Source organism: Pseudomonas sp. W15Feb9B (assembly GCF_000828175.1).
GTDB classification, from domain to species: domain Bacteria; phylum Pseudomonadota; class Gammaproteobacteria; order Pseudomonadales; family Pseudomonadaceae; genus Aquipseudomonas; species Aquipseudomonas parakoreensis.
Genome location: NZ_JTKF01000002.1, coordinates 63,419 through 83,216, shown reverse-complemented (window position 1 = coordinate 83,216; position 19,798 = coordinate 63,419). Strand labels below are relative to the sequence as shown.

Below are 19,798 nucleotides of genomic sequence, written 5' to 3'. Positions count from 1 at the left end.
CGAGAGGAGGTGCAGCGAAGCAAACCGGAGGCGATGCCCCCGGATGAACCCCGCAACGAAGGAACCCGAGCCTAGGCGAGGGCCGTACGCCGGGGCCAAGACCTTTGGTTACTTTGGGGCGTTTGCCAAAGTGACTCGCCGTAAGGGCGAAACCGCCAGCCGCAACCCCCGAAGAGACGGATATTCACAAAGAACCCCCAGAACCTGGTCGGCCCAAAGGCCGCCAAGTCCAAAACCATCAAGCGTCGCGACGAACCCTGAACCAGGCCGCATACAAAGCAGGCAAAAACAAAAGCGTCAAAGCCGTAGCCACAATCAACCCCCCCATGATCGCCACCGCCATCGGCCCGAAAAACACACTGCGCGACAACGGAATCATCGCCAGCACCGCCGCCAAAGCCGTCAAGACGATAGGCCGAAACCGCCGCACCGTCGCCTCGATAATCGCCTGCCAAGGCTTGAGACCAGAAGCAATATCCTGCTCGATCTGATCCACCAGAATCATCGAGTTGCGCATGATCATCCCCGACAGCGCGATCGTCCCCAGCATCGCCACAAACCCGAACGGCTGACGGAACACCATCAGAAACAACACCACCCCGATCAACCCCAACGGCGCCGTCAGAAACACCATCGCCGTGCGCGAGAAGCTACGCAATTGCACCATCAGCAACGTCAGCACCACCACGATAAACATCGGCACCCCGGCATTCACCGACTTCTGCCCACGCTCCGAATCCTCCACCGTCCCGCCGACATCCAGCAGATACCCGTCAGGCAATTCGGCACGGATCGGATCCAGCGTCGGAGCGATCTGCTTCACCAGCGTCGCCGGCTGCTCCTTGCCATAGATGTCGGCACGCACCGTCACGGTGGGCAGACGATTACGGTGCCAGATGATCCCTTCCTCAAACCCGTATTCCAGCGTGGCAATCTGCGACAACGCCACACTGCGACCGTTATCGGTCGGTACCGCCAGACTCGGCAGCAACGACAACTCGGTACGCTCATGCACCGTGCCGCGCAACAGGATCTCGATCAGTTCGTTGTCCTCGCGGTACTGACTGACACTCGAACCGGTCAGCGAGCTCTGGAGGAATTTCGCCAGATTGGCCGTGCTCACACCGAGTGCCCGGGCGCGGTCCTGATCGATGTTCAGGTACACCACTTTGCTCGGTTCTTCCCAGTCCAGGTGCACGTTGACCACGTGCGGGTTCTCGCGCACCTTGGCCGCCACTTTGCGCGCCAGCGCACGGACTTCCTCGATGTGCTCACCGGTGACGCGAAACTGCACCGGATAACCAACCGGCGGACCGTTTTCCAGACGCGTGACCCGCGAACGCAGGGTCGGGAATTGCTCGTTAAGGGTTTCGATCAACCAGGTGCGCAGGGTCTCGCGCTCCTCGATGTTTTTCGCCAATACCACAAACTGGGCGAAGCTCGCCGCCGGCAGTTGCTGATCCAGCGGCAGGTAGAAACGCGGCGAACCGGTGCCGACATACGCCACATAGTTATCGATGCCGGCGTGATCCTTGAGCATCGCTTCCAGGCGTTTGACCTCGGCCGTGGTGTTGGCCAGCGACGCCCCTTCGGCCAGCTTCAGATCGACCATCAACTCCAGTCGATTGGAGGCCGGGAAGAACTGCTGGGGGACGAAACGGAACAGCATCACCGACGCGATGAACAGCCCCACCGTCAGCACGATCACGGTTTTGCGATGCGCCACGCACCACTCCACCAGACGCCGCACCCGTTGATAGAACGGCGTGCCGTACGGATCGGCTTGCCCGTCAGTTGTGCCATGTTTGGCCGCATGAATCTTCGCCAGATCCGGCAGGAGCTTTTCCCCCAGATACGGCACGAACATAACCGCCGCCACCCATGACGCGAGCAAGGCGATGGTCACTACCTGGAAGATCGAACGGGTGTATTCGCCAGTGCCGGACTGCGCGGTGGCAATCGGCAGAAACCCGGCGGCGGTGATCAGCGTACCGGTGAGCATCGGGAACGCGGTGCTGGTCCAGGCGTAGCTTGCGGCCTTGATCCGGTCGAAGCCCTGCTCCATTTTGATCGCCATCATTTCCACGGCGATGATCGCGTCGTCCACCAGCAAGCCCAGCGCCAGCACCAGCGCACCGAGCGAGATCTTGTGCAGACCGATGCCCAGGTAATACATGCAGGCGAAAGTCATCGCCAGCACCAGCGGAATGGTCAGCGCGACCACCATGCCGGTGCGCACGCCGAGGGAGAAGAAGCTCACCAGCAACACAATCGCCAGCGCCTCTACCAGCACCTGGACGAACTCGCCGACACCGGTCTTCACCGCCGCCGGTTGGTCAGAGACTTTGCGCAGTTGCATGCCGGCCGGGAGGTTTTTCTGCAGGCGCGAGAACTCGCCTTCCAGCGCTTTGCCCAGCACCAGAATGTCGCCGCCGTCCTTCATCGCAACAGCGAGGCCAATGGCGTCCTCGCCCATGAAGCGCATGCGTGGCGCCGGAGGGTCGTTGAAACCGCGATGCACATCGGCGACATCGGAGATACGGAACGTCCGGTCACCGACGCGGATCGGGAAGTTCTTGATCTCCTCGACCGTTTGAAAATTCCCCGAAACCCGCAGCTGCACACGTTCGCTGCCGGTTTCAAAGAACCCCGCAGTGGACACCGCGTTCTGCTCTTCCAGCGCTTGCTGTACCGCCGCCAGTGGCAAACCGAGGGTGGCGAGTTTGACGTTGGACAGCTCGACCCAGATTTTCTCGTCCTGCAAACCGAGCAGATCGACCTTGCCGACATCTTTGACCCGCTGCAGCTGGATCTGGATGCGGTCGGCGTAATCCTTGAGTACCGCGTAGTCGAAACCGTCGCCGGTCAGCGCGTAAATATTGCCGAACGTGGTGCCGAATTCATCGTTGAAAAACGGCCCCTGAATCCCCGGCGGCAAGGTCTGGCGAATGTCGCTGACCTTCTTGCGCACCTGGTACCAGAGGTCGGGGATTTCCTTGGAGTGCATCGAGTCACGGGCAATGAAGGTGACCTGCGACTCACCGGGGTGAGAGAACGACACGATGCGCTCGTACTCGCCGGTTTCCATCAATTTCTTTTCGATGCGTTCGGTGACCTGCCGCGAGACTTCCTGCGCGGTCGCCCCCGGCCAGCGGGTCTGGATGACCATGGCCTTGAAGGTGAACGGTGGGTCTTCGCTCTGGCCGAGTTTGGTGTAGGACAAGGCCCCGACGATGGCCAGCAAAAGCATCAGGAACAGGACGATCTGGCGATTACGCAGCGCCCATTCGGAAAGGTTGAAGCGCATCGGGACTTACTCCTTGTCCGCCAGATTGACCACTCGGTTGGAGCGATCCACGGGACGCACCTGCTGACCATCGAGCAACACATGGACGCCGGCTGCCACCACCCAGTCGCTGGCGTTGAGGCCTTCGAGCACCGGCACACTTTTCTCGCCGAACGGGCCGATGCGCACCGGGGTCTTCTTCAGGGTGTTGTTGGCGCTGACGACCCAGACATAGGTCGCACCGTTCTCGGCAGTCAGGGCCGAAAGCGGTACTGACAGCGGCACACTGTCTGCCGATTGCACGAACACCCGGGCGCTCTGCCCGAGTTCAGCCGGGACTTTGCCGCTGGTGAACGAGATGCGCGCGGCGAAGGTACGGGATTTCGGATCGGCCGCCGGCGACAGCTCACGAATCTGCCCGGCGAAGCGCTGGTTCTGCTGGGTCCACAGTTCAACGGTGACTGGCTGGCCGACCTTGAACCGCCCGAAGCTCTGCTCCGGGAGGCTGATCGACACTTCGCGCTCGCCGTCGGTGGCGAGGGTAAACACGGTTTGCCCGGCGGCGACCACCTGCCCGACTTCCACCGAACGCTTGGCCACCACACCGTCCTGCGGCGCGCGCAGCACGGCGTAACTGGCCTGGTTGGTCGAGACGTTGAATTCGGCTTTGATCTGCTTGAGGCGGGCTTCGCCGGAGCGGTAGAGGTTTTCCGCGTTGTCGTAGGCGGAACGGCTGACCATCTGCCGCTCCATCAAGGTTTTGTAGCGGTCACGCTCGGCGCGCACCAGGTTCAGATTGGCTTCAGCGGCGGCGACCTGAGCGCGGGTGGCTTCCAGTTGCAGGCGCACGTCCTGCGGATCGAGTTCGGCCAATGGTTGATCAGCCTTCACGCGCTGACCTTCCTCGACCAGTCGTCGGCTGACTTTGCCGCCAATGCGGAACGCCAGATCGGGTTCGTAGCGGGCGCGAACCTCACCCGGATAACTTTCCATCGCCTGCGCCGAAGGCTCTGGCTGCACCACCATGGCCGGTCGAACGCTGACTGGCGTCGCCTCTTCCTGACCGCATGCGGACAATAAAACAGCCAGGCTGACTGGCACGGCAAAGGACAACGCATAGCGGAACATGGTGACGGACCTTTCGCTTATGTTGCTTGGAATATTTATACTGGCCGGTATGGTATTAATAGCAAACTCACCAGTCCAGTATTAAAAGCGAAGAATGTCGAACAATCTTTCAGCTCCAAACGGCCCGGGCCGTCCGAAGGATCCGGCCAAGCGCCGGGCAATCCTCGATGCGGCGAAAACCCTGTTTCTGAGTCACGGCTACGCCAACACCAGCATGGACGCGGTCGCCGCCGAGGCTGGCGTGTCGAAACTGACGGTTTACAGCCACTTCAACGACAAGGAGACGCTGTTCTCCTCCGCGGTGATGGCCAAATGCGAGGAGCAGTTACCGCCGCTGTTCTTCGAATTGCCCGCCGGCATCCCCGTGGAAAATGTGTTGCTGAACATTGCCCGGGGCTTTCATCAACTGATCAACAGCGACGAGTCGGTGAATTTGCATCGCTTGATGATGGCGCTGGGTACGCAGGATCCGAAGCTGTCGCAGATCTTCTTCGACGCTGGCCCTGAGCGCATGGTGCAAGGCATGGAGCGGCTACTCAAACGCATCGACGAGACCGGCGTGCTGAGCATCGACCTGCCGCGCAATGCCGCCGAGCACTTCTTTTGCCTGCTCAAGGGTGCGGGGAATTTTCGTTTGCTGTATTGCTGCGGTGAGCCGCTGAGCGAAGAGGCGGCAGAGAGTCATGTGCAGGAGGTAGTGGGGTTGTTCATGCGGGCGTATCGGCCCTGATTTTTTAGCGCCTGATCTGACGTCATCGCTGGCAAGCCAGCTCCCACAGGGATCGTGCTGAACACAAATTGTGCGAACGACACAAAAACTTGTGGGAGCTGGCTTGCCAGCGATTAAGGCGACTCGGTCTCAAGCCTTGAGCGCTTTCTTCGGGTAGATGTCATACCGGCTCGACTTGCCATCCAGCGCATGGCTCGGCTTCGGCCCATCAATACACGGCGCCTTGCGCGGGCGCTTGACCACCACACGATGTGTCGCCAGGGCCAGCGCCGCTTCGAGCAACGCCGGCGCATCCGGATCATCACCGACCAGCGGCCGGAACAGGCGCATCTCTTTCTTCACCAACGCGGTTTTCTCGCGGTGCGGAAACATCGGGTCGAGGTAGATCACCTGCGGCGGCTCGCCTTGCCAATTGCGCATGACCTCAATGGAGTTGCCCTTGAGCAGCTTCATCCGCGCGACTATTGGCGCCACGTCGAAATCTTCCGCCGCCCGTGCCAGACCATCCTCCAGCAACGCCCCGATCAGCGGCTGGCGCTCGATCAGGCTCATCTCGCAGCCCAGACTGGCCAGCACGAAAGCGTCCTTGCCCAACCCCGCCGTGGCGTCCAGCACCCGAGGGCGCACGCCTTGGGCGATGCCAACCGCCTTGGCAATCATCTGCCCGCTGCCGCCGCCATACAGACGCCGGTGCGCCGCGCCCCCCTCGACAAAGTCCACCCGCACAGGTCCCGGCGCATCCGGGCCGAGTTGTTGCAGCTGCAAACCCTGCTCGCCGACCTGCAAGGCGAACTCGCCGCCGTCCACCTGCAGCGGCAGGCCCAGACGCTCGGCCCATTGCTCGGCTTGCGCTTCAAACGTCGGGCCGAGGGCCTGGACATGGATGCGGCAGGCCGCGGGTTGCTCAATCATGAAAACACGCTCAAAAAAGTTAAGGATCGGCAAAAAGTGGCCGATAAACCAATCAACGCGCATTTTGCCAGAGCTGAGCGTCAACCGAAAAAAATGTCAGGCATTCTTCCCACATCGATTGGCTACATTTCGCCCAAGGGCGACTTCAGCCGTCATAACACTCAAGCATTGGGCGGCGTCAGTCACCTGTGGCAGGATTTCTTTGCCCAGGCGATGGCCGAACAGACGAGTGATGTGGTGCCGGCCTGTGGCACCTTTCCACCGGTTGACCTGAACAGCCCGGAAGAACCGACCCTGGGCAGCGAGCTGCACGCGCACATCGTCGAGCAGCGTCAGTGCGACGTGGTCGAGACCGAAGTGCGTCCGCCAGAGCCGCTGTTTCTGCCGATCGCAGAGTTCGAAACCGATCTGCTGGACAAGCCGTTCCCACCGTTCCCGCCAGAAGAACTCAAGGCTCAGCAAGAGCAGCAGGACTTCGACAGCAGCTGGGTTCGCCCGATCGTAATCAACAACGGTCAGCCTGTGCCAGAGCCTGGCCCGGCGCCACAGAAGAAGCCGCTGTACCTGCCGATTGCCGAGTTCGATCTCGACCTGCTGCAAAAACCTTATCCGCCGTTCCCGCCGGAAGAAATCGTCGAGCAGCAGAAGGCTTTGGACTTCGATAACGGCTGGGCGCGCCCGATCGTCCTGCAGAACCTGCGCCTCGCTGCCTGATACTTCAGCGACACACGCTCCAGCGCCCGACATCGACATGAAAGTGATTGCGGTGGGCGGCGTTGTAATCCGGACTCAACACCACACTGAATGCCTCGCAGGCGCCATCGCGCACCTGGCGCAGAAACTGCGCGTCCTGGTTTTGCTTCGGCCAGTCTTTGAGCACACTGATGTTGCGCCCGTCCGCCAGACGAAAACCGCTGATGTCCAGCGCATCGGCACTGGCATGGCGGCTGAGCGCCCCGCTCTCGCGGTTGTAGACATTACGGCAGGCAAAGCTGCCAAGGTGATCGAGCCGCGCCACAGGCTGTCCGTAAAGCGCTTGCGCGACGGGTTGCAGGGTGTGCCGTTCAAACATCGCGTAAGCCACCGCCAACGGACAACTGGCGAGGAAGCTGCTGCTCAGCGCCACCTCGCCGCCCTGCACGCGCACGGCGCCGATCAGCGGGCACTTGGCGTCGGGGCTGTCGGCTTGCGCGGTGATGCGCAGACCCGAGTTGCTGAGCACTTGTGCGCATAACTCGGGATTGCCGCGCAGGCGCATCAGCTTGAAACCGGTCAACCAGTTCGGCGCGGCCTTCACGTCCAGCGGCGCCCACGGATTCCATTCGGCCGGCACGGCGACCCAGCCGCGCCAGACGCTGACCATGGCGCCAGCAATCATCAACAGTACCGACAGCGCGATCCAGCGGCCCATGCTCAGCCTTTGAAAAACTGATTAGCCTTGGCGTACGGCATCGACTGCGACGTAAAGCCGAACGTCCCGCGCTGCTGGATCTCTTCAGCCGCGCGGAAGAACTCGCCAAATGCCGCCAGCGCCAATGCCGAGCCGGTACTGATTCGCCGCACACCCATTTCTTCCAACTCCTGTACGGTCAGTTTCAAACCGCCGGACATGAGCACGTTGACCGGTTTTGGCGCCACCGCGCGCACCACCGCCAACACCTCTTCGGCGCTGCGCAGACCCGGCGCATACAGCACGTCGGCACCCGCCTCGGCAAAGGCTTGCAGGCGGCGGATGGTGTCGTTGAGATCGGGATTGCCGTGCAGATAGTTTTCCGCGCGGGCAGTCAGGATGAAGGGAAATGGCAGCGTGCGCACCGCAGCGACGGCGGCTTCGATGCGTGCCACGGCGTGTTCGAAGCAGTAGATCGGCGCATCGGCACGGCCCGTGGCGTCCTCGATCGAACCACCGACCGCGCCGGCCTCGGCCGCACGCAGCAAGCTTTTGGCACACTCGGCCGGGTCATCGGCGAAACCGTTTTCCAGGTCCACCGCCACCGGCAGATCGGTCGCTGCGACAATTGCCCGGACATTGGCCAAGGTGTCATCGAGACTCAGGGCGCCATCGGCTTTGCCTTGGGAAAACGCATAACCGGCACTGGTGGTCGCCAACGCCTGATAGCCCAGACTGGCGAGCATTTTCGCCGAGCCGGCATCCCACGGGTTGGGAATCACAAAAATCCCCGCACCTTCATGCAGGGCCTTGAAGGCCTGGGCTTTGCGGGCTTGTTCTTGAAGGGCGTGGGCGTCCATCGGCAGGCTCCTGGGCAGGGGAAAAATCCGCCTTCAGAGCAAGCCGAGTTGCTCGGCGGCGGGTTCTCTGTATAGCTCAGGCAGGGACGGCAGGCCAGGCAAACGTTGCATCAATTGTGCGTGAAAACGTTGCGCCAGCTTCGCCGCCATCACGTTGTCGGCGGTGTGCAGGAAGATGTACGGCGTGCGGCCCTCTTCGATCCACTCGGCGATTTTCGCGACCCATGGCACGAGGAACGGATCGTTGGCTTCCAGCTCCGGGTGGCCGATGAAGCGCACCTGCGGACATTGAGTGAACGCCGCCGGACGGGTCGGCACCCGAGGCTTTTTCGATTGCGCGTGGATCACCGAAGACTCGGTCGACAGGCAACTGAACAGCGCCCGTGGATCGAGGCAGATGCGCTCCACGCCACGTTCAAGCAGCAGACGATTGAGCAGGCGCTCGCTCTCGCCCTTGGCGAAAAACTGTTCGTGACGGACTTCCACTGCCAGTGGCCGGTCCAGCGCGTCGATGAACGCCGTCAGCTCGGGCAATCGATGCGGGGTGAAGCTTTTCGACAATTGCAGCCACAGCGGCGAAACCCGTTCGCCGAGCGGGCTGAGAAGATTTACGAAGGTTTCGGCGGCGGTCAGTTGATCGCGCAGGTCACCGCTGTGGCTGATGTCGCCGGGAAACTTGGCGGTGAAGCGAAAATGTTCGGGCATGGTCTCGGCCCAGCGCTGCACGGTGGCCGGCGAGGGGCTGGCGTAGAAGGTCGTGTTGCCTTCGACGGCATTGAATACTTGGGAGTAGAGAGCGAGGAAGTCGGAGGTCTTGGCGTCTTCGGGGTACAGATACTCGCGCCAGGCGTTTTCGCTCCAGGACGGACAACCGAGGTAGTAAGGCAGATCCATCAGATGTACAGGTCGAGGCCCAGCACATCCGCATCCCAATCGACAAAACCGGCGGTGCTCAGGTAGCTGGCCAGGGCCATCGCTACGCTTTTGCTCATGGCGCGGTGATAAATCATGTCTTGCTGACGGGCAGGCAGATTGGCCAGGCGTTGTGCGGAGGCTTTGGCAGCGCGGGCGGCCAGTTGCTCTTCAGTCGGGAATTCCAGCTCGCCATCGATATCGTCGACGGACTCATCCAGCGCCACATTGCCTTTGCGAGGCTTGCGCTTGATGGGGTAGGACTGAGAGGAAACTCCGTCTATACGCATAATTTCATGCTCGGTATCGATGATGGCAATTTAGCGGCACTTGACCGACTTAGCAAACCGCCGAGTGATAACTAGAACACATAAAGCGTAAAAGGTTTAAAGCGCGGGGTTGGAAACTGACGATTGGCAGAATTTGGAATAAGGCATTGAATTCTGCGGGAGTGCTTTTGTGGCGAGGGAGCTTGCTCCCGCTGGGCTGCGAAGCGGCCCCCACTGGATTATCAGATAAATCGCGGTCGCAGGTTTTGCGACTGCTCCGCAGCCGAGCGGGAGCAAGCTCCCTCGCCACAATAGACCCCGCCGCTTTGAATGATCAGCGAGCCTTTGGAGTAGCGACTTTATCGCGCAGGTAAACCGGTTGCGCCTCGTCGGCCGGGATCGACTCGCCGCGTTCCCAGGCAAATCGCGCCAGGGTCAGCAGGTCTTCGGCGTGAGGCAGCATGCCGGCATCCGAGCCGCTCAGGCTGAGCGCGATCCGCTCGCCATAGCCCCAACCGGTGCCCGCACCGAACCACTCACCGCTGGCATCGCCCGGCAGCGCCGCGGCTTCCGGTGGCAGCACCGCTTCGGCACCGACCAGACGCATCTCGCCGGCGGTCTCGCGGTAGCAGCCCCAATACACTTCATCCATCCGCGCATCGATGGCTGCTGCGACCTGGCTCACGCCGTGTTCGCGATATGCACGTTGCGCCAGGACGGCGAGGTTGGACACCGGCAGCACCGGACGATCCAGCGCAAACGCCAGACCTTGCACCACACCAATGGCGATCCGCACACCGGTGAACGCACCCGGCCCACGACCGAACGCGATGGCGTCCACCGCTTGCAGCGTGGTGCCGGCGTCGGCCAGCAGTTGCTGGATCATCGGCAGCAGCTTCTGCGCGTGCAGACGCGGGATCACCTCGTAATGGCTCGTGACCTTGCCGTCATGCAGCAAGGCAACGGAGCAAGCTTCGGTCGCGGTGTCCAGGGCCAGCAAGGTGCTCATCGATGTTTCCAAAACAGGTGGGAGAAAAAGGGCGTCAGTATAAACAACTACGGCCCGCAAGCGGGCCGTAGATGATGCAGCGGATCAGCTTTATCAGCTCAGCGCTTCGAGCACCTTGGCGGTGATCGCTTCAACCGAACCAACGCCCGGGATGTGGCTGTACTTCGGCTTGCCGTTGGCAGCGGAGAGCTTCTGGTAGAAATCCACCAGCGGCTTGGTCTGCGAATGGTAGACCGACAGGCGATGACGCACGGTTTCTTCGGTGTCGTCCTTGCGCTGCACCAGATCGTCGCCGGTAACGTCGTCTTTGCCAGCCACTTTCGGCGGGTTGTAGACGATGTGGTAAACGCGGCCGCTGGCCTCGTGAACGCGACGACCGGCGATACGCTGAACGATTTCTTCGTCTTCAACAGCGATTTCAACCACGGCGTCCAGTTCGACACCGGCAGTCACCAGGGCTTCGGCTTGCGGAATGGTGCGCGGGAAGCCGTCGAACAGGAAGCCATTGACGCAGTCGGGTTGAGCGATGCGATCCTGCACCAGCGCGATGATCAGGTCATCCGACACCAGGCCGCCGGCATCCATGATGCTCTTGGCTTGAACGCCCAGCGGAGTGCCGGCCTTGACCGCAGCACGCAGCATGTCGCCGGTGGAGATTTGCGGAATGCCGAATTTCTCGGTGATGAACTTAGCCTGAGTACCTTTACCGGCCCCGGGAGCTCCCAGCAGAATGACGCGCATCGATGTGCTCCTCAATTTTTTATATAGAAAACAACGGGATTCGCCTCTTTGGGCCAATCTCAAAAAAACGGGTCGTGGCCGCACAAACGGCCAAAGGCTGATCAAGATACACAGCAGGCTGCGCCCACACAAGACGCCAAAAGTCGGAGAAACCGGCGCCCGCCGCGACCTTGCGACGCGGTAACCCAAGTCGCAACCCCATCATTAACTGTCGCCTGCCCGCACTTTCTGCCTGTGTACAAAGCGGCACCCGGCCTGTGCACCGGGCGCCTGATACCACCGCAAAAACCTTAGCCGGTATTGCGCAAACCGGCGGCAATTCCCGCCACAGACACCAGCAGCGCCTGCTCCACCGGGCTGCCCTGTTCGACATTCTGCTGCCGTGAACGGGCCAACAGCTCGGCCTGCAATAGATGAAGCGGGTCGAGGTAAGTGTTGCGCAGACGGATGAATTCCAGCGTCTCTGGGCTATGTGCCAGCAGTTGCGACTGACCGGTCAAGCCGAGCACCACCGCACACGCCTGCGACAATAGGTCGCGTAACTGCGCGCCCAACGGCAGCAAGTCCGGCTCGACCAGACGCTCATCGTACGACAGCGCAATGTCGGCGTCGGCCTTGGCCAGCACCATTTCCAGCATGTCGATACGGGTGCGGAAGAACGGCCACTGTTCACGCATCTGCCCGAGCAGTTCGCCCTCGTCGCGCTCCAGCGCCTTGCTCAACGCGCTTTCCCAACCGAGCCAGGCCGGCAGCATCAGGCGGGTCTGGGTCCAGCCGAAGATCCACGGGATCGCCCGCAGACTCTCGATCCCACCCGCACGGCGCTTGGCCGGACGGCTGCCGAGGGGCAAGCGTCCCAGCTCCTGCTCCGGTGTCGACTGGCGGAAATACTCGACGAACTGCGGATTCTCCCGCACCACGGCGCGATACGCGGCGACGCCGTCGGCGGCCAGTTCATCCATCAGGTGCCGCCATTCCGACGTTGGCGGCGGTGGTGGCAACAGCGTCGCTTCGAGCACCGCGGCCAGATACAGATTGAGGTTCTGCTCGGCGATGTCCGGCAGGCCGAATTTGAATCGAATCATTTCGCCCTGCTCGGTGGTGCGGAAACGCCCCGCCACCGACCCCGGCGGCTGCGACAGGATCGCCGCGTGCGCCGGACCGCCGCCACGGCCCACGGTGCCACCGCGACCGTGGAACAACAGCAGTTCGACTTGCTGCTCGCGGCAGATCTCCACCAGCCGCTCCTGCGCGCGATATTGCGCCCACGCCGCCGCGGTGGTGCCGGCGTCCTTGGCCGAGTCGGAATAACCGATCATCACTTCCTGCGGGCCTTGCAGCCTCGCGCGGTAGCCCGGCAGCAGCAACAGACGCTCCATCACCGGCCCGGCGTTGTCGAGGTCCGCCAGGGTTTCGAACAGCGGCACCACGCGCATCGGCCGCAACACGCCGGACTCTTTGAGCAGCAGTTGCACCGCCAGCACATCGGAAGCCGCGCCCGCCATCGAGATCACATAAGAGCCCAGCGAGGCGCCCGGTGCGGCGGCGATTTCCTTGCAGGTGGCGAGCACTTCAGCGGTGTCGGCGGACGGTTTGAAATGCGCCGGCAACAACGGGCGACGATTGCTCAATTCGCGGGTGAGGAAGCTGATGCGCTGTTCTTCGTCCCAGTCTTCGTAGCGACCGAGGCCAAGGTAATCGGTGATTTCAGTCATTGCCGAACTGTGTCGCGTCGAATCCTGACGTACATCGAGGCGTACCAGAAACAGGCCGAAAGTCACCGCCCGGCGCAGGCAATCGAGCAACGGCCCGTCGGCAATCACGCCCATGCCGCATTCGTGCAGGGAGTTGAAACACAGTTCCAGCGGATCGAGCAGATCGCGGTTGTTGTGCAACACGTCGGCCGGCGCCGGTGTGCTGGCGCTGAGCGAGGCATGCGCCCAATTGCGCGTGGCACGCAGGCGTTCGCGCAACTGCTTGAGCACCGCACGGTAAGGTTCGGCGCTGTCACCGGCCTTGGCCTTGAGCGCATCACTGGCCTGCTGCATCGACAGTTCCGCAGCCAGATGATCGACATTGCGCAGGTACAGGTCGGCAGCCATCCAGCGCGCCAGCAACAGCACTTCGCGGGTCACCGCTGCCGTGACATTCGGGTTGCCGTCACGGTCGCCGCCCATCCATGAAGCAAAACGGATCGGCGCCGCTTCCAGCGGCAAACGCAGGCCCGTCGCTTCATAAAGCGCCTTGTCGGCCTTGCGCATATGGTTGGGAATCGCCTGCCACAGCGAGTGTTCGATGACCGCAAAACCCCACTTGGCTTCATCGACCGGGGTCGGCCGGGTACGGCGGATTTCTTCGGTGTGCCAGGCTTCGGCGATCAACCGTTGCAGGGTGTTCTGGATCTGTTCGCGTTCGGCGCTGGTCAGGTCGCGATGATCCTGCGCGGCCAGTTGCGCGGCGATCGCGTCGTACTTCTGGATCAGCGTGCGCCGCGCCACTTCGGTCGGGTGCGCAGTCAGCACCAGTTCGATTTCCAGGCGCGCCAGTTGCCGGGCCAGGGATTCGGCGCTGTGGCCTTCGTTGCGCAGGCGGGCGAGCAGTTCCGGCAGTACGCGGGACTCGAACGGTGCCGGCTGCGACTCTTCGCGGCGATGAATCAGCTGATACTGCTCGGCGATGTTCGCCAGGTTGAGAAACTGGTTGAACGCCCGCGCCACCGGCAGCAGTTCGTCTTCGCTCAGCTGATTGAGGCTGGCGCTGAGTTCGGCGTCCATCGAGCCACGGCGATCTGCCTTGGCGCCCTTGCGGATCTGCTCGATCTTGTCGAGAAATTCCTCGCCGTACTGGTCGCGGATGGTATTGCCTAACAGCTCACCCAACAGGTGAACGTCCTCGCGCAAGCGTGCATCGATATCGGTCATCAGCAGTTCTCCAGCGGTAATCGGGACGGCTCAGAAACGAATGCTTTGCCCAGAGAGTGCCGCTCTGTGGCGCTTCTTACAAGCAGACGACGAAGGGACTTTAAACCTTGCGGCCTGAAGCTAGTCTCAACAGTAAGCCGCACAACGGCTTGCCGGCCGCGCCGGACACTCACCCGATCCTGCCATGAGCAGGTACGACATGAGGTCATCATGAAAATCCGTGAACTCGCCCAGCATTGGGAAGAAAACGCCAAGGGTCGCCTGACCGACACTGGCTACACGATTCATCTGGACGTCGAGGCCGCTGCGCGCCTGGCGGCGATTGCCGAGATGTACCCCAAACGCCACCCCGAAGAACTGCTCGGCGAACTGATCGGCGCCGCGCTCGAAGAGTTCGAGGCGAGCCTGCCGTATGTGAAAGGTTCGACGGTGGTGGCGACGGATGAAGAAGGTGATCCGCTGTATGAGGACGTCGGTCCGACGCCGCGGTTTCTGGCGCTTTCTCGCCGGCATCTGCAGGATTTATCCGCCGCTGCCGGCAAGCAAAAGCACTGACAGAACATAGATCAAACTGTGGGAGCGAGCTTGCTCGCGAATGCGGTATTTCAGCCGACATTGATAGCGACTGATTCACCGCATTCGCGAGCAGGCTCGCTCCCACATTGACTGTATCGAACTTCAAAAATCGCACGCTTTTTACCCCGCGTTACCCCGCGCGTACCTCTCCCCGCCTCTAAAGTTCCCGGTTTAGAGCCTTGTCGACTTGGTCAAAAAAACTTTTGGCGATAGGCCATCTTTTCTGAACTTTTGAAAAACGCCTTCGGTCGGAAGCTGTAACCACGCCTGGAACGAGCGTTTCAAAAACGCGCTTTTACACGACGCTTGCGGCTCCTCGACCAGGATGGATTTTCGGTTTTATCAGGAGTTAAACAATGGAGTTGAAGACCATGAAGACCCAAACCTCGTTCTCCCACCTGCGCGGTCTGAAACTGGCTGCTCTGGCCATCGGTACCAGCTTCGTACTGGCCGGTTGCGCCGGTAACCCGCCGACCGAGCAGTACGCCGTGACTCAATCGGCCGTCAACAGTGCGGTCAGCGCCGGTGGTACCGAGTTCGCTGCTGTGGAAATGAAGCAGGCGCAGGACAAGCTCAAGCAAGCCGAAATCGCCATGCACGACAAGAAGTATGAACAAGCTCGCACCCTCGCCGAGCAAGCCGAATGGGACGCTCGCGTAGCAGAACGCAAGGCTCAGGCTGCCAAGGCCGAACAGGCTGTGAAGGATTCCCAGAAAGGTGTTCAGGAACTGCGTCAGGAAAGTCAGCGCACCGTGCAGTAAGCGCGCATCCCGAATCGCAAAGCTGAAACTTTTATCGATAGAAAGGACGACAAATTATGCGTAAGCAACTGATGATCCCCGCTCTTCTGGCCGCAAGCGTTGCCCTGGCTGCCTGCTCTACTCCGCCTAACCCGAACCTGGAACAGGCGCGCACCAACTACGCCGGCCTGCAGGCCAACCCACAGGCGAGCAAAGTCGCTGCCCTGGAAACCAAGGACGCCAGCGATTACCTGGACAAGGCCGACAAGGCTTATCTGGACAAGCAAGACGCAGCCAAGGTTGACCAACTGGCCTACCTGACCAACCAGCGCGTGGAAGTGGCCAAGCAGACCATCGCCCTGCGCACCGCTGAGAACAACCTGAAAAACGCTGCCGCGCAACGTGCCCAAGCGCGTCTGGACGCTCGTGATCAGCAGATCAAACAACTGCAGCAGAGCCTGAACGCCAAGCAGACCGATCGCGGTACGCTGGTGACTTTCGGTGACGTGCTGTTCGCCACCAACAAGGCTGACCTGAAATCCAGCGGTCTGGTGAACATCAACAAACTGGCGCAGTTCCTTCAGGAAAACCCTGATCGCAAAGTGATCGTCGAGGGTTACACCGACAGCACCGGCGCGGCTTCGTACAACCAGTCGCTGTCCGAGCGTCGTGCCACCTCGGTACAAGTCGCTCTGATCAAGATGGGCGTAGATCCTTCGCGCATCGTGGTTCAGGGTTACGGCAAGGAATACCCGGTTGCCGACAACGGCAGCGTTTCCGGTCGTGCGATGAACCGTCGTGTGGAAGTGACCATTTCCAACGACAACCAGCCAGTGGTGCCACGTTCGGCGGTCAGCTCGAACTAAGCAACACGCGCTAATGAAAAAGCCCCGCCTGAGTGATCAGGCGGGGCTTTTTTTAAGATCAAAAGATCGCAGCCTTCGGCAGCTCCTACAGGGATCGTATTCCAATGCAGGAGCTGCCGAAGGCTGCGATCTTTTGCGTTTAAGGCTCGAGTTTCTGCGGGGTTTCCTGGCCCATGCAACGCACGGCTTTTTTCTGCGCATTGATCAGCACCCCGGTCAGGCCTTTCTGCTCGGTGTCAAACAGCACCAGTACGCCATCGATGCACTGCGCCACCTGCGGCGCCGGGTCCAGCGAGACTTTGTAGTCTTCGCCCGGCACGGTCTTGAGCATGGTGAATTCGTTGAGCAGCAGCGCATCCTCGGGTTTGGCGAAGTGCAGGTAGCCGTAATACCACAGGGCACCAACGGTGCCGAGGATGCTGCAGATACCGGTGATGATCAGCGGGATGGCGTTACGTTCTTCAGTCATTGCGGACTCTCATCTTCAGAATTCGGGGGTTGCGGATAATTGGGGATCTCGCCGAGGCGGCGCAGGCCGTTGAAGTGCTCGGGATCTTCCAGATAACGCAGCATCACTTGGCGCCAGACCGGGTCGCCGAAGGTCTGTACGTGGCCGCCGCGGGTCAACTGCAACACCCGTGGTGGCGGCGCTGCCTGATACAGGCGGATGGCGTTGGACATTGGCACCAGTGGGTCGTCGATGCTGTGAAAGATCAGTTTCGGCACGCCGTTAAGCTGCGGCATCGAGTTGATCGCGCTGTCGCCGTCCGGCACCAGCCACGACAACGGCACCTGGAACGGCCAGGTCAGCCACGACGTGCTGAGGGCGTACTGACCGACGCTGCGGTAACTGGCGGGTACACCGTCGAGCACGAAGGCTTTCAGCTGTTTCTGCCGCTCGGGGTGCTGCACCAGCCAATGCACGGCCATTGAGCCGCCGAGGCTCTGGCCGAGGAGGATCAGCGGCTTGCCTTTGACCTCTGGCGCCTGATCCAGCCAGGCGAATGCGGCGTCGATGTCCTGATAGATCGCCGGCAAACTCGGCTCGCCCTCGGACAAGCCATATCCGCGATAATCCACCAGCAGCACCTGATAGCCGTTTTTCGGCAACCACCAACTGCCACCCAAGTGCATCGGCAGATTGCCGCCGTTGCCGTGCAGGTGCAGGACTGTGCCTTTGACCTCGACACCGGGCTTGGCCGGCAGCCACCAGGCGTTGAGCTTGAGGCCGTCGGCCGTGGTCAGGGTGACGGTGCGGTATTCGAGCTTGGCTCTTTCCGGGGTAAAGACCTGGCCCGGCTCGGGGTAAAACAACAGCGAACTGCAACCGCCGAGGGTCAGGAGCAGGCAAAGGATGCCGAGGATTCTCATCCGGTGAAACCTCGCAGAATTCGGGTTGAAAACAATAATTGTGTCAACAAATAACCCTGTGGGAGCTGGCTTGCCAGCGATAGCGGTGGGTCAGCCAACATCAATATTGACTGTCAGACTGCAATCGCTGGCAAGCCAGCTCCCACAGGGTTTGTATGTGGTCAGAGGATATTGGAGTAATCCGCCTCGATCCGGTCCAGGCTCAAGTGATTGAGGAAGTTGGAGAAGCACATCCACGCTGACAGCGCGTTCATGTCGCGGAACTGTTCCGGCAGGTATTTCGGCGGCACCACCAGACCTTCATCGACCAATTGGCGCAGGGTACGCATGTCCTCCAGCGTGGTCTTGCCGCAGAACAGCAGCGGTACCTGTTCAAGCTTGCCCTTACGCACGGCCAACTGAATGTAGTTGTAAACCATGATAAAGCCCTTGAGGTAGGACAAGTCTTTGGTGAATGGCAGACCGGTTGGCGTCGAGCCTCGGAACACCCGGCTGGCGTTGCCGTAGCTTTCGGCCATTTCGAAACCCTGTTCGCGGAAGAACTCGAACACCTGCAAAAAGTCCGCGCCCTCCTCGACCATGTGAATGGCGCGGGTGCGGTTGGTCAGTTTGCGCAGGCGGCTCGGGTAGGAGGCGAAGGTGATGATTTCCATCAGGATCGCCAGGCCTTCCTGAGTCACCGTCGACGAGGGTGGACCCTTGGACAGGAAGGTGCAGATCGGCTGGTTCAGGCCGTTAAGCGTGGTGCCGACGTGCACCAGACCTTCATGGACTTCCAGTGCACGCACGTCGCGATCGTTGAACAGCGCGTCAGTGCGGATCTTGATGTAATCGGCCCCCGCCGCCGCGTCGGCAACGATGCCGTCGGACTCGAACACGCGGATGGTTTCCTCGGCCTCGCCAAACACCTTGTTCAAGCGGGTTTGCAGCAGGTGCACGGCATCCTTGGCGGTGAGGATTTTCGGCTCGTCCTTCAGGTCGCCACGGCCATCGATGTTGTTCAGGTAGTCGGACATCATCAGGCCGAGGTCGGCCAGGGTCGGGTCGCCGGCGTGAAACGCATCGGAGGCGGCGCCGTACAGCTCTTGCGAGATCAGGCCGAAATCCTCGGTGCCGCGCGCTTCGAGCATGCGCACCACCATGCGGTATTCCTTGCACATGCGCCGCATGATCTGCCCGACCGGGTTGAACTGGCCGAGCTGGCGGGTGATGTCGCGTTCGATGTTCTGGAACTCGAGTTTGACCTTGCTCGAATCGAAACTCAGTGGCCGATTGAGGTAGTAGTCGCGATCCACCGCCGGCATTTCCTTGCCTTTGGCCTTGAGAAAGCCCTTGCGGATGTTCTCGTCCCACTTCACCGCATCGAGCACGCGGATCGGCGTCTGCGCCAGCACAATGCGATCGGACAGCGTGCGTATCGTCTGCTGGTAATCGTCCACCCGAAACTCCTGTAGAAAACTGAATTATTTGGCGCGGGCCTGGCGCTGATAGCGTGCGGCCTCGACGAAGACATCGGAATTGGCCGGATCGTCGAGGTAAGCAAAGACCTTGTCGAGACGGCTGTCGACCTGCACGCCGTCGCCATCGTCATCGGTCTGGAACGACTGGCCGTCGAGGGCTTGCTGTTTGATCGCCTGATTGATCTGTTCGAGGTCGAGGTTGTACACCACCAATTCGTGTTTGTCGGTGAGTTCGAAACCGGCGATGGCGTATTGGCCACCGTAACGCGCCGGCACTTTCGCCGACAGGTACCAGCGGCTGCCGTGGCGCGACACCGTGAACGGGTAAGCCTCGCGCTCGTGAGGCCGGGCCTTGAACCAGGTGACGGCCTGATAGCGATCATGGCCGACGCGGGTCAACTCAAGGTTCATCGGCTCGCCCCAGGCATTGGTGCTCGACCACGTGCCCAGCAGGCCCTTGGGCGCCGACTCACTGGCGGGCAACGGATCCTTGAAAGTCACCAGACAGCCACTGAGCAGCAGGAACGACAAGGCGATCAGCACGCCACGCCAGGCTTTCATTCAATACTCCCTCTGAACACCGCCACATTCCCCCTGTGGGAGCGAGCTTGCTCGCGAAAGCGGTGG

The 19,798-nt window shown here is 61.1% G+C and carries 19 protein-coding genes; 5 read left to right on the top strand and 14 right to left on the bottom strand.

Going from position 1 to position 19,798, the window contains the following annotated elements:
• Nucleotides 1-238: 238 nt before the first annotated feature.
• Complete coding sequence (locus tag OC71_RS01565; RefSeq protein WP_041063299.1) at nucleotides 239-3,307, bottom strand: efflux RND transporter permease subunit; 3,069 nt, start codon at nucleotides 3,305-3,307, stop codon at nucleotides 239-241.
• Nucleotides 3,308-3,313: 6 nt separating this feature from the next.
• Nucleotides 3,314-4,414 (bottom strand): efflux RND transporter periplasmic adaptor subunit, encoded by a 1,101-nt coding sequence (locus OC71_RS01560; protein ID WP_041063297.1) that lies wholly within the window; start codon nucleotides 4,412-4,414, stop codon nucleotides 3,314-3,316.
• Between the two features lie 94 nt (nucleotides 4,415-4,508).
• Here OC71_RS01560 and OC71_RS01555 point away from each other — a divergent pair, with 94 nt between their 5' ends.
• Nucleotides 4,509-5,144: a TetR/AcrR family transcriptional regulator gene (locus OC71_RS01555; RefSeq protein WP_041063295.1), complete on the top strand. Its 636-nt coding sequence runs from the start codon at nucleotides 4,509-4,511 to the stop codon at nucleotides 5,142-5,144.
• A gap of 129 nt (nucleotides 5,145-5,273) precedes the next feature.
• On the opposite strand, the gene OC71_RS01550 is transcribed toward OC71_RS01555, so the two are convergent.
• A complete protein-coding gene (locus OC71_RS01550) occupies nucleotides 5,274-6,056 on the bottom strand; it encodes a class I SAM-dependent methyltransferase (RefSeq protein ID WP_041063293.1) in 783 nt (260 codons plus the stop codon).
• A gap of 93 nt (nucleotides 6,057-6,149) precedes the next feature.
• On the opposite strand from OC71_RS01550, the gene OC71_RS01545 reads away from it, so the two are divergent.
• The gene (locus tag OC71_RS01545) at nucleotides 6,150-6,770 is read left to right on the top strand and encodes a hypothetical protein (protein WP_041063310.1); all 621 of its coding nucleotides are present in this window, start codon (nucleotides 6,150-6,152) and stop codon (nucleotides 6,768-6,770) included.
• 4 nt (nucleotides 6,771-6,774) lie between these two features.
• On the opposite strand, the gene OC71_RS01540 is transcribed toward OC71_RS01545, so the two are convergent.
• The 7 genes from OC71_RS01540 to ppc all read right to left on the bottom strand — a co-directional run bounded on the left by OC71_RS01540 (nucleotide 6,775) and on the right by ppc (nucleotide 14,158).
• Nucleotides 6,775-7,467: an extensin family protein gene (locus tag OC71_RS01540; protein WP_041063291.1), complete on the bottom strand. Its 693-nt coding sequence runs from the start codon at nucleotides 7,465-7,467 to the stop codon at nucleotides 6,775-6,777.
• A gap of 2 nt (nucleotides 7,468-7,469) precedes the next feature.
• The gene (locus OC71_RS01535; RefSeq protein ID WP_041063289.1) at nucleotides 7,470-8,306 is read right to left on the bottom strand and encodes an oxaloacetate decarboxylase; all 837 of its coding nucleotides are present in this window, start codon (nucleotides 8,304-8,306) and stop codon (nucleotides 7,470-7,472) included.
• A gap of 33 nt (nucleotides 8,307-8,339) precedes the next feature.
• A complete protein-coding gene (locus OC71_RS01530; protein WP_041063287.1) occupies nucleotides 8,340-9,200 on the bottom strand; it encodes a DUF72 domain-containing protein in 861 nt (286 codons plus the stop codon).
• Entirely contained in the window at nucleotides 9,200-9,508 is a 309-nt protein-coding gene (locus OC71_RS01525) for a hypothetical protein (protein WP_041063285.1), read from the bottom strand. The genes OC71_RS01530 and OC71_RS01525 overlap by 1 nt, the downstream gene beginning before the upstream one ends.
• Nucleotides 9,509-9,821: 313 nt before the next feature.
• Nucleotides 9,822-10,496, bottom strand: coding sequence for a tRNA (adenosine(37)-N6)-threonylcarbamoyltransferase complex dimerization subunit type 1 TsaB (tsaB, locus tag OC71_RS01520; RefSeq protein WP_041063283.1), 675 nt, complete (start codon nucleotides 10,494-10,496; stop codon nucleotides 9,822-9,824).
• Between the two features lie 93 nt (nucleotides 10,497-10,589).
• On the bottom strand, nucleotides 10,590-11,237 hold the full coding sequence (adk, locus tag OC71_RS01515; protein WP_025112233.1) for an adenylate kinase: 648 nt from the start codon (nucleotides 11,235-11,237) through the stop codon (nucleotides 10,590-10,592).
• Between the two features lie 290 nt (nucleotides 11,238-11,527).
• The gene (gene ppc, locus OC71_RS01510; RefSeq protein WP_041063279.1) at nucleotides 11,528-14,158 is read right to left on the bottom strand and encodes a phosphoenolpyruvate carboxylase; all 2,631 of its coding nucleotides are present in this window, start codon (nucleotides 14,156-14,158) and stop codon (nucleotides 11,528-11,530) included.
• A gap of 210 nt (nucleotides 14,159-14,368) precedes the next feature.
• Here ppc and OC71_RS01505 point away from each other — a divergent pair, with 210 nt between their 5' ends.
• The 3 genes from OC71_RS01505 to OC71_RS01495 all read left to right on the top strand — a co-directional run bounded on the left by OC71_RS01505 (nucleotide 14,369) and on the right by OC71_RS01495 (nucleotide 16,340).
• The gene (locus tag OC71_RS01505; RefSeq protein WP_003222064.1) at nucleotides 14,369-14,713 is read left to right on the top strand and encodes a hypothetical protein; all 345 of its coding nucleotides are present in this window, start codon (nucleotides 14,369-14,371) and stop codon (nucleotides 14,711-14,713) included.
• Between the two features lie 377 nt (nucleotides 14,714-15,090).
• Nucleotides 15,091-15,495 (top strand): DUF4398 domain-containing protein, encoded by a 405-nt coding sequence (locus tag OC71_RS01500; protein WP_007964219.1) that lies wholly within the window; start codon nucleotides 15,091-15,093, stop codon nucleotides 15,493-15,495.
• 56 nt (nucleotides 15,496-15,551) lie between these two features.
• Nucleotides 15,552-16,340, top strand: coding sequence for an OmpA family protein (locus tag OC71_RS01495; protein ID WP_041063276.1), 789 nt, complete (start codon nucleotides 15,552-15,554; stop codon nucleotides 16,338-16,340).
• 139 nt (nucleotides 16,341-16,479) lie between these two features.
• Here the strand turns inward: OC71_RS01495 and OC71_RS01490 are convergent, their stop codons facing one another.
• The 4 genes from OC71_RS01490 to OC71_RS01475 form a co-directional block, all read right to left on the bottom strand.
• On the bottom strand, nucleotides 16,480-16,809 hold the full coding sequence (locus tag OC71_RS01490) for a hypothetical protein (RefSeq protein ID WP_007964217.1): 330 nt from the start codon (nucleotides 16,807-16,809) through the stop codon (nucleotides 16,480-16,482).
• The gene (locus OC71_RS01485; RefSeq protein ID WP_041063273.1) at nucleotides 16,806-17,711 is read right to left on the bottom strand and encodes an alpha/beta hydrolase; all 906 of its coding nucleotides are present in this window, start codon (nucleotides 17,709-17,711) and stop codon (nucleotides 16,806-16,808) included. Before OC71_RS01485 ends, OC71_RS01490 begins: the two co-directional genes overlap by 4 nt.
• Nucleotides 17,712-17,872: 161 nt before the next feature.
• A complete protein-coding gene (locus OC71_RS01480) occupies nucleotides 17,873-19,150 on the bottom strand; it encodes a flavohemoglobin expression-modulating QEGLA motif protein (protein WP_003222055.1) in 1,278 nt (425 codons plus the stop codon).
• A gap of 24 nt (nucleotides 19,151-19,174) precedes the next feature.
• Nucleotides 19,175-19,732: a hypothetical protein gene (locus OC71_RS01475; protein ID WP_041063270.1), complete on the bottom strand. Its 558-nt coding sequence runs from the start codon at nucleotides 19,730-19,732 to the stop codon at nucleotides 19,175-19,177.
• Nucleotides 19,733-19,798: the final 66 nt, after the last annotated feature.

Coding starts and splice junctions, on each gene's coding strand:
- OC71_RS01555 (WP_041063295.1), top strand. CDS start 4,509: ATGTCGAACAATCTTTCAGCTCCAAACGGCCCGGGCCGTCCGAAGGAT.
- OC71_RS01530 (WP_041063287.1), bottom strand. CDS start 9,200: ATGGATCTGCCTTACTACCTCGGTTGTCCGTCCTGGAGCGAAAACGCC.
- OC71_RS01505 (WP_003222064.1), top strand. CDS start 14,369: ATGAAAATCCGTGAACTCGCCCAGCATTGGGAAGAAAACGCCAAGGGT.
- OC71_RS01550 (WP_041063293.1), bottom strand. CDS start 6,056: ATGATTGAGCAACCCGCGGCCTGCCGCATCCATGTCCAGGCCCTCGGC.
- OC71_RS01560 (WP_041063297.1), bottom strand. CDS start 4,414: ATGTTCCGCTATGCGTTGTCCTTTGCCGTGCCAGTCAGCCTGGCTGTT.
- OC71_RS01535 (WP_041063289.1), bottom strand. CDS start 8,306: ATGGACGCCCACGCCCTTCAAGAACAAGCCCGCAAAGCCCAGGCCTTC.
- tsaB (WP_041063283.1), bottom strand. CDS start 10,496: ATGAGCACCTTGCTGGCCCTGGACACCGCGACCGAAGCTTGCTCCGTT.
- OC71_RS01565 (WP_041063299.1), bottom strand. CDS start 3,307: ATGCGCTTCAACCTTTCCGAATGGGCGCTGCGTAATCGCCAGATCGTC.
- OC71_RS01525 (WP_041063285.1), bottom strand. CDS start 9,508: ATGCGTATAGACGGAGTTTCCTCTCAGTCCTACCCCATCAAGCGCAAG.
- OC71_RS01545 (WP_041063310.1), top strand. CDS start 6,150: ATGTCAGGCATTCTTCCCACATCGATTGGCTACATTTCGCCCAAGGGC.
- OC71_RS01485 (WP_041063273.1), bottom strand. CDS start 17,711: ATGAGAATCCTCGGCATCCTTTGCCTGCTCCTGACCCTCGGCGGTTGC.
- ppc (WP_041063279.1), bottom strand. CDS start 14,158: ATGACCGATATCGATGCACGCTTGCGCGAGGACGTTCACCTGTTGGGT.
- OC71_RS01540 (WP_041063291.1), bottom strand. CDS start 7,467: ATGGGCCGCTGGATCGCGCTGTCGGTACTGTTGATGATTGCTGGCGCC.
- OC71_RS01490 (WP_007964217.1), bottom strand. CDS start 16,809: ATGACTGAAGAACGTAACGCCATCCCGCTGATCATCACCGGTATCTGC.
- OC71_RS01495 (WP_041063276.1), top strand. CDS start 15,552: ATGCGTAAGCAACTGATGATCCCCGCTCTTCTGGCCGCAAGCGTTGCC.
- OC71_RS01475 (WP_041063270.1), bottom strand. CDS start 19,732: ATGAAAGCCTGGCGTGGCGTGCTGATCGCCTTGTCGTTCCTGCTGCTC.
- OC71_RS01500 (WP_007964219.1), top strand. CDS start 15,091: ATGGAGTTGAAGACCATGAAGACCCAAACCTCGTTCTCCCACCTGCGC.
- adk (WP_025112233.1), bottom strand. CDS start 11,237: ATGCGCGTCATTCTGCTGGGAGCTCCCGGGGCCGGTAAAGGTACTCAG.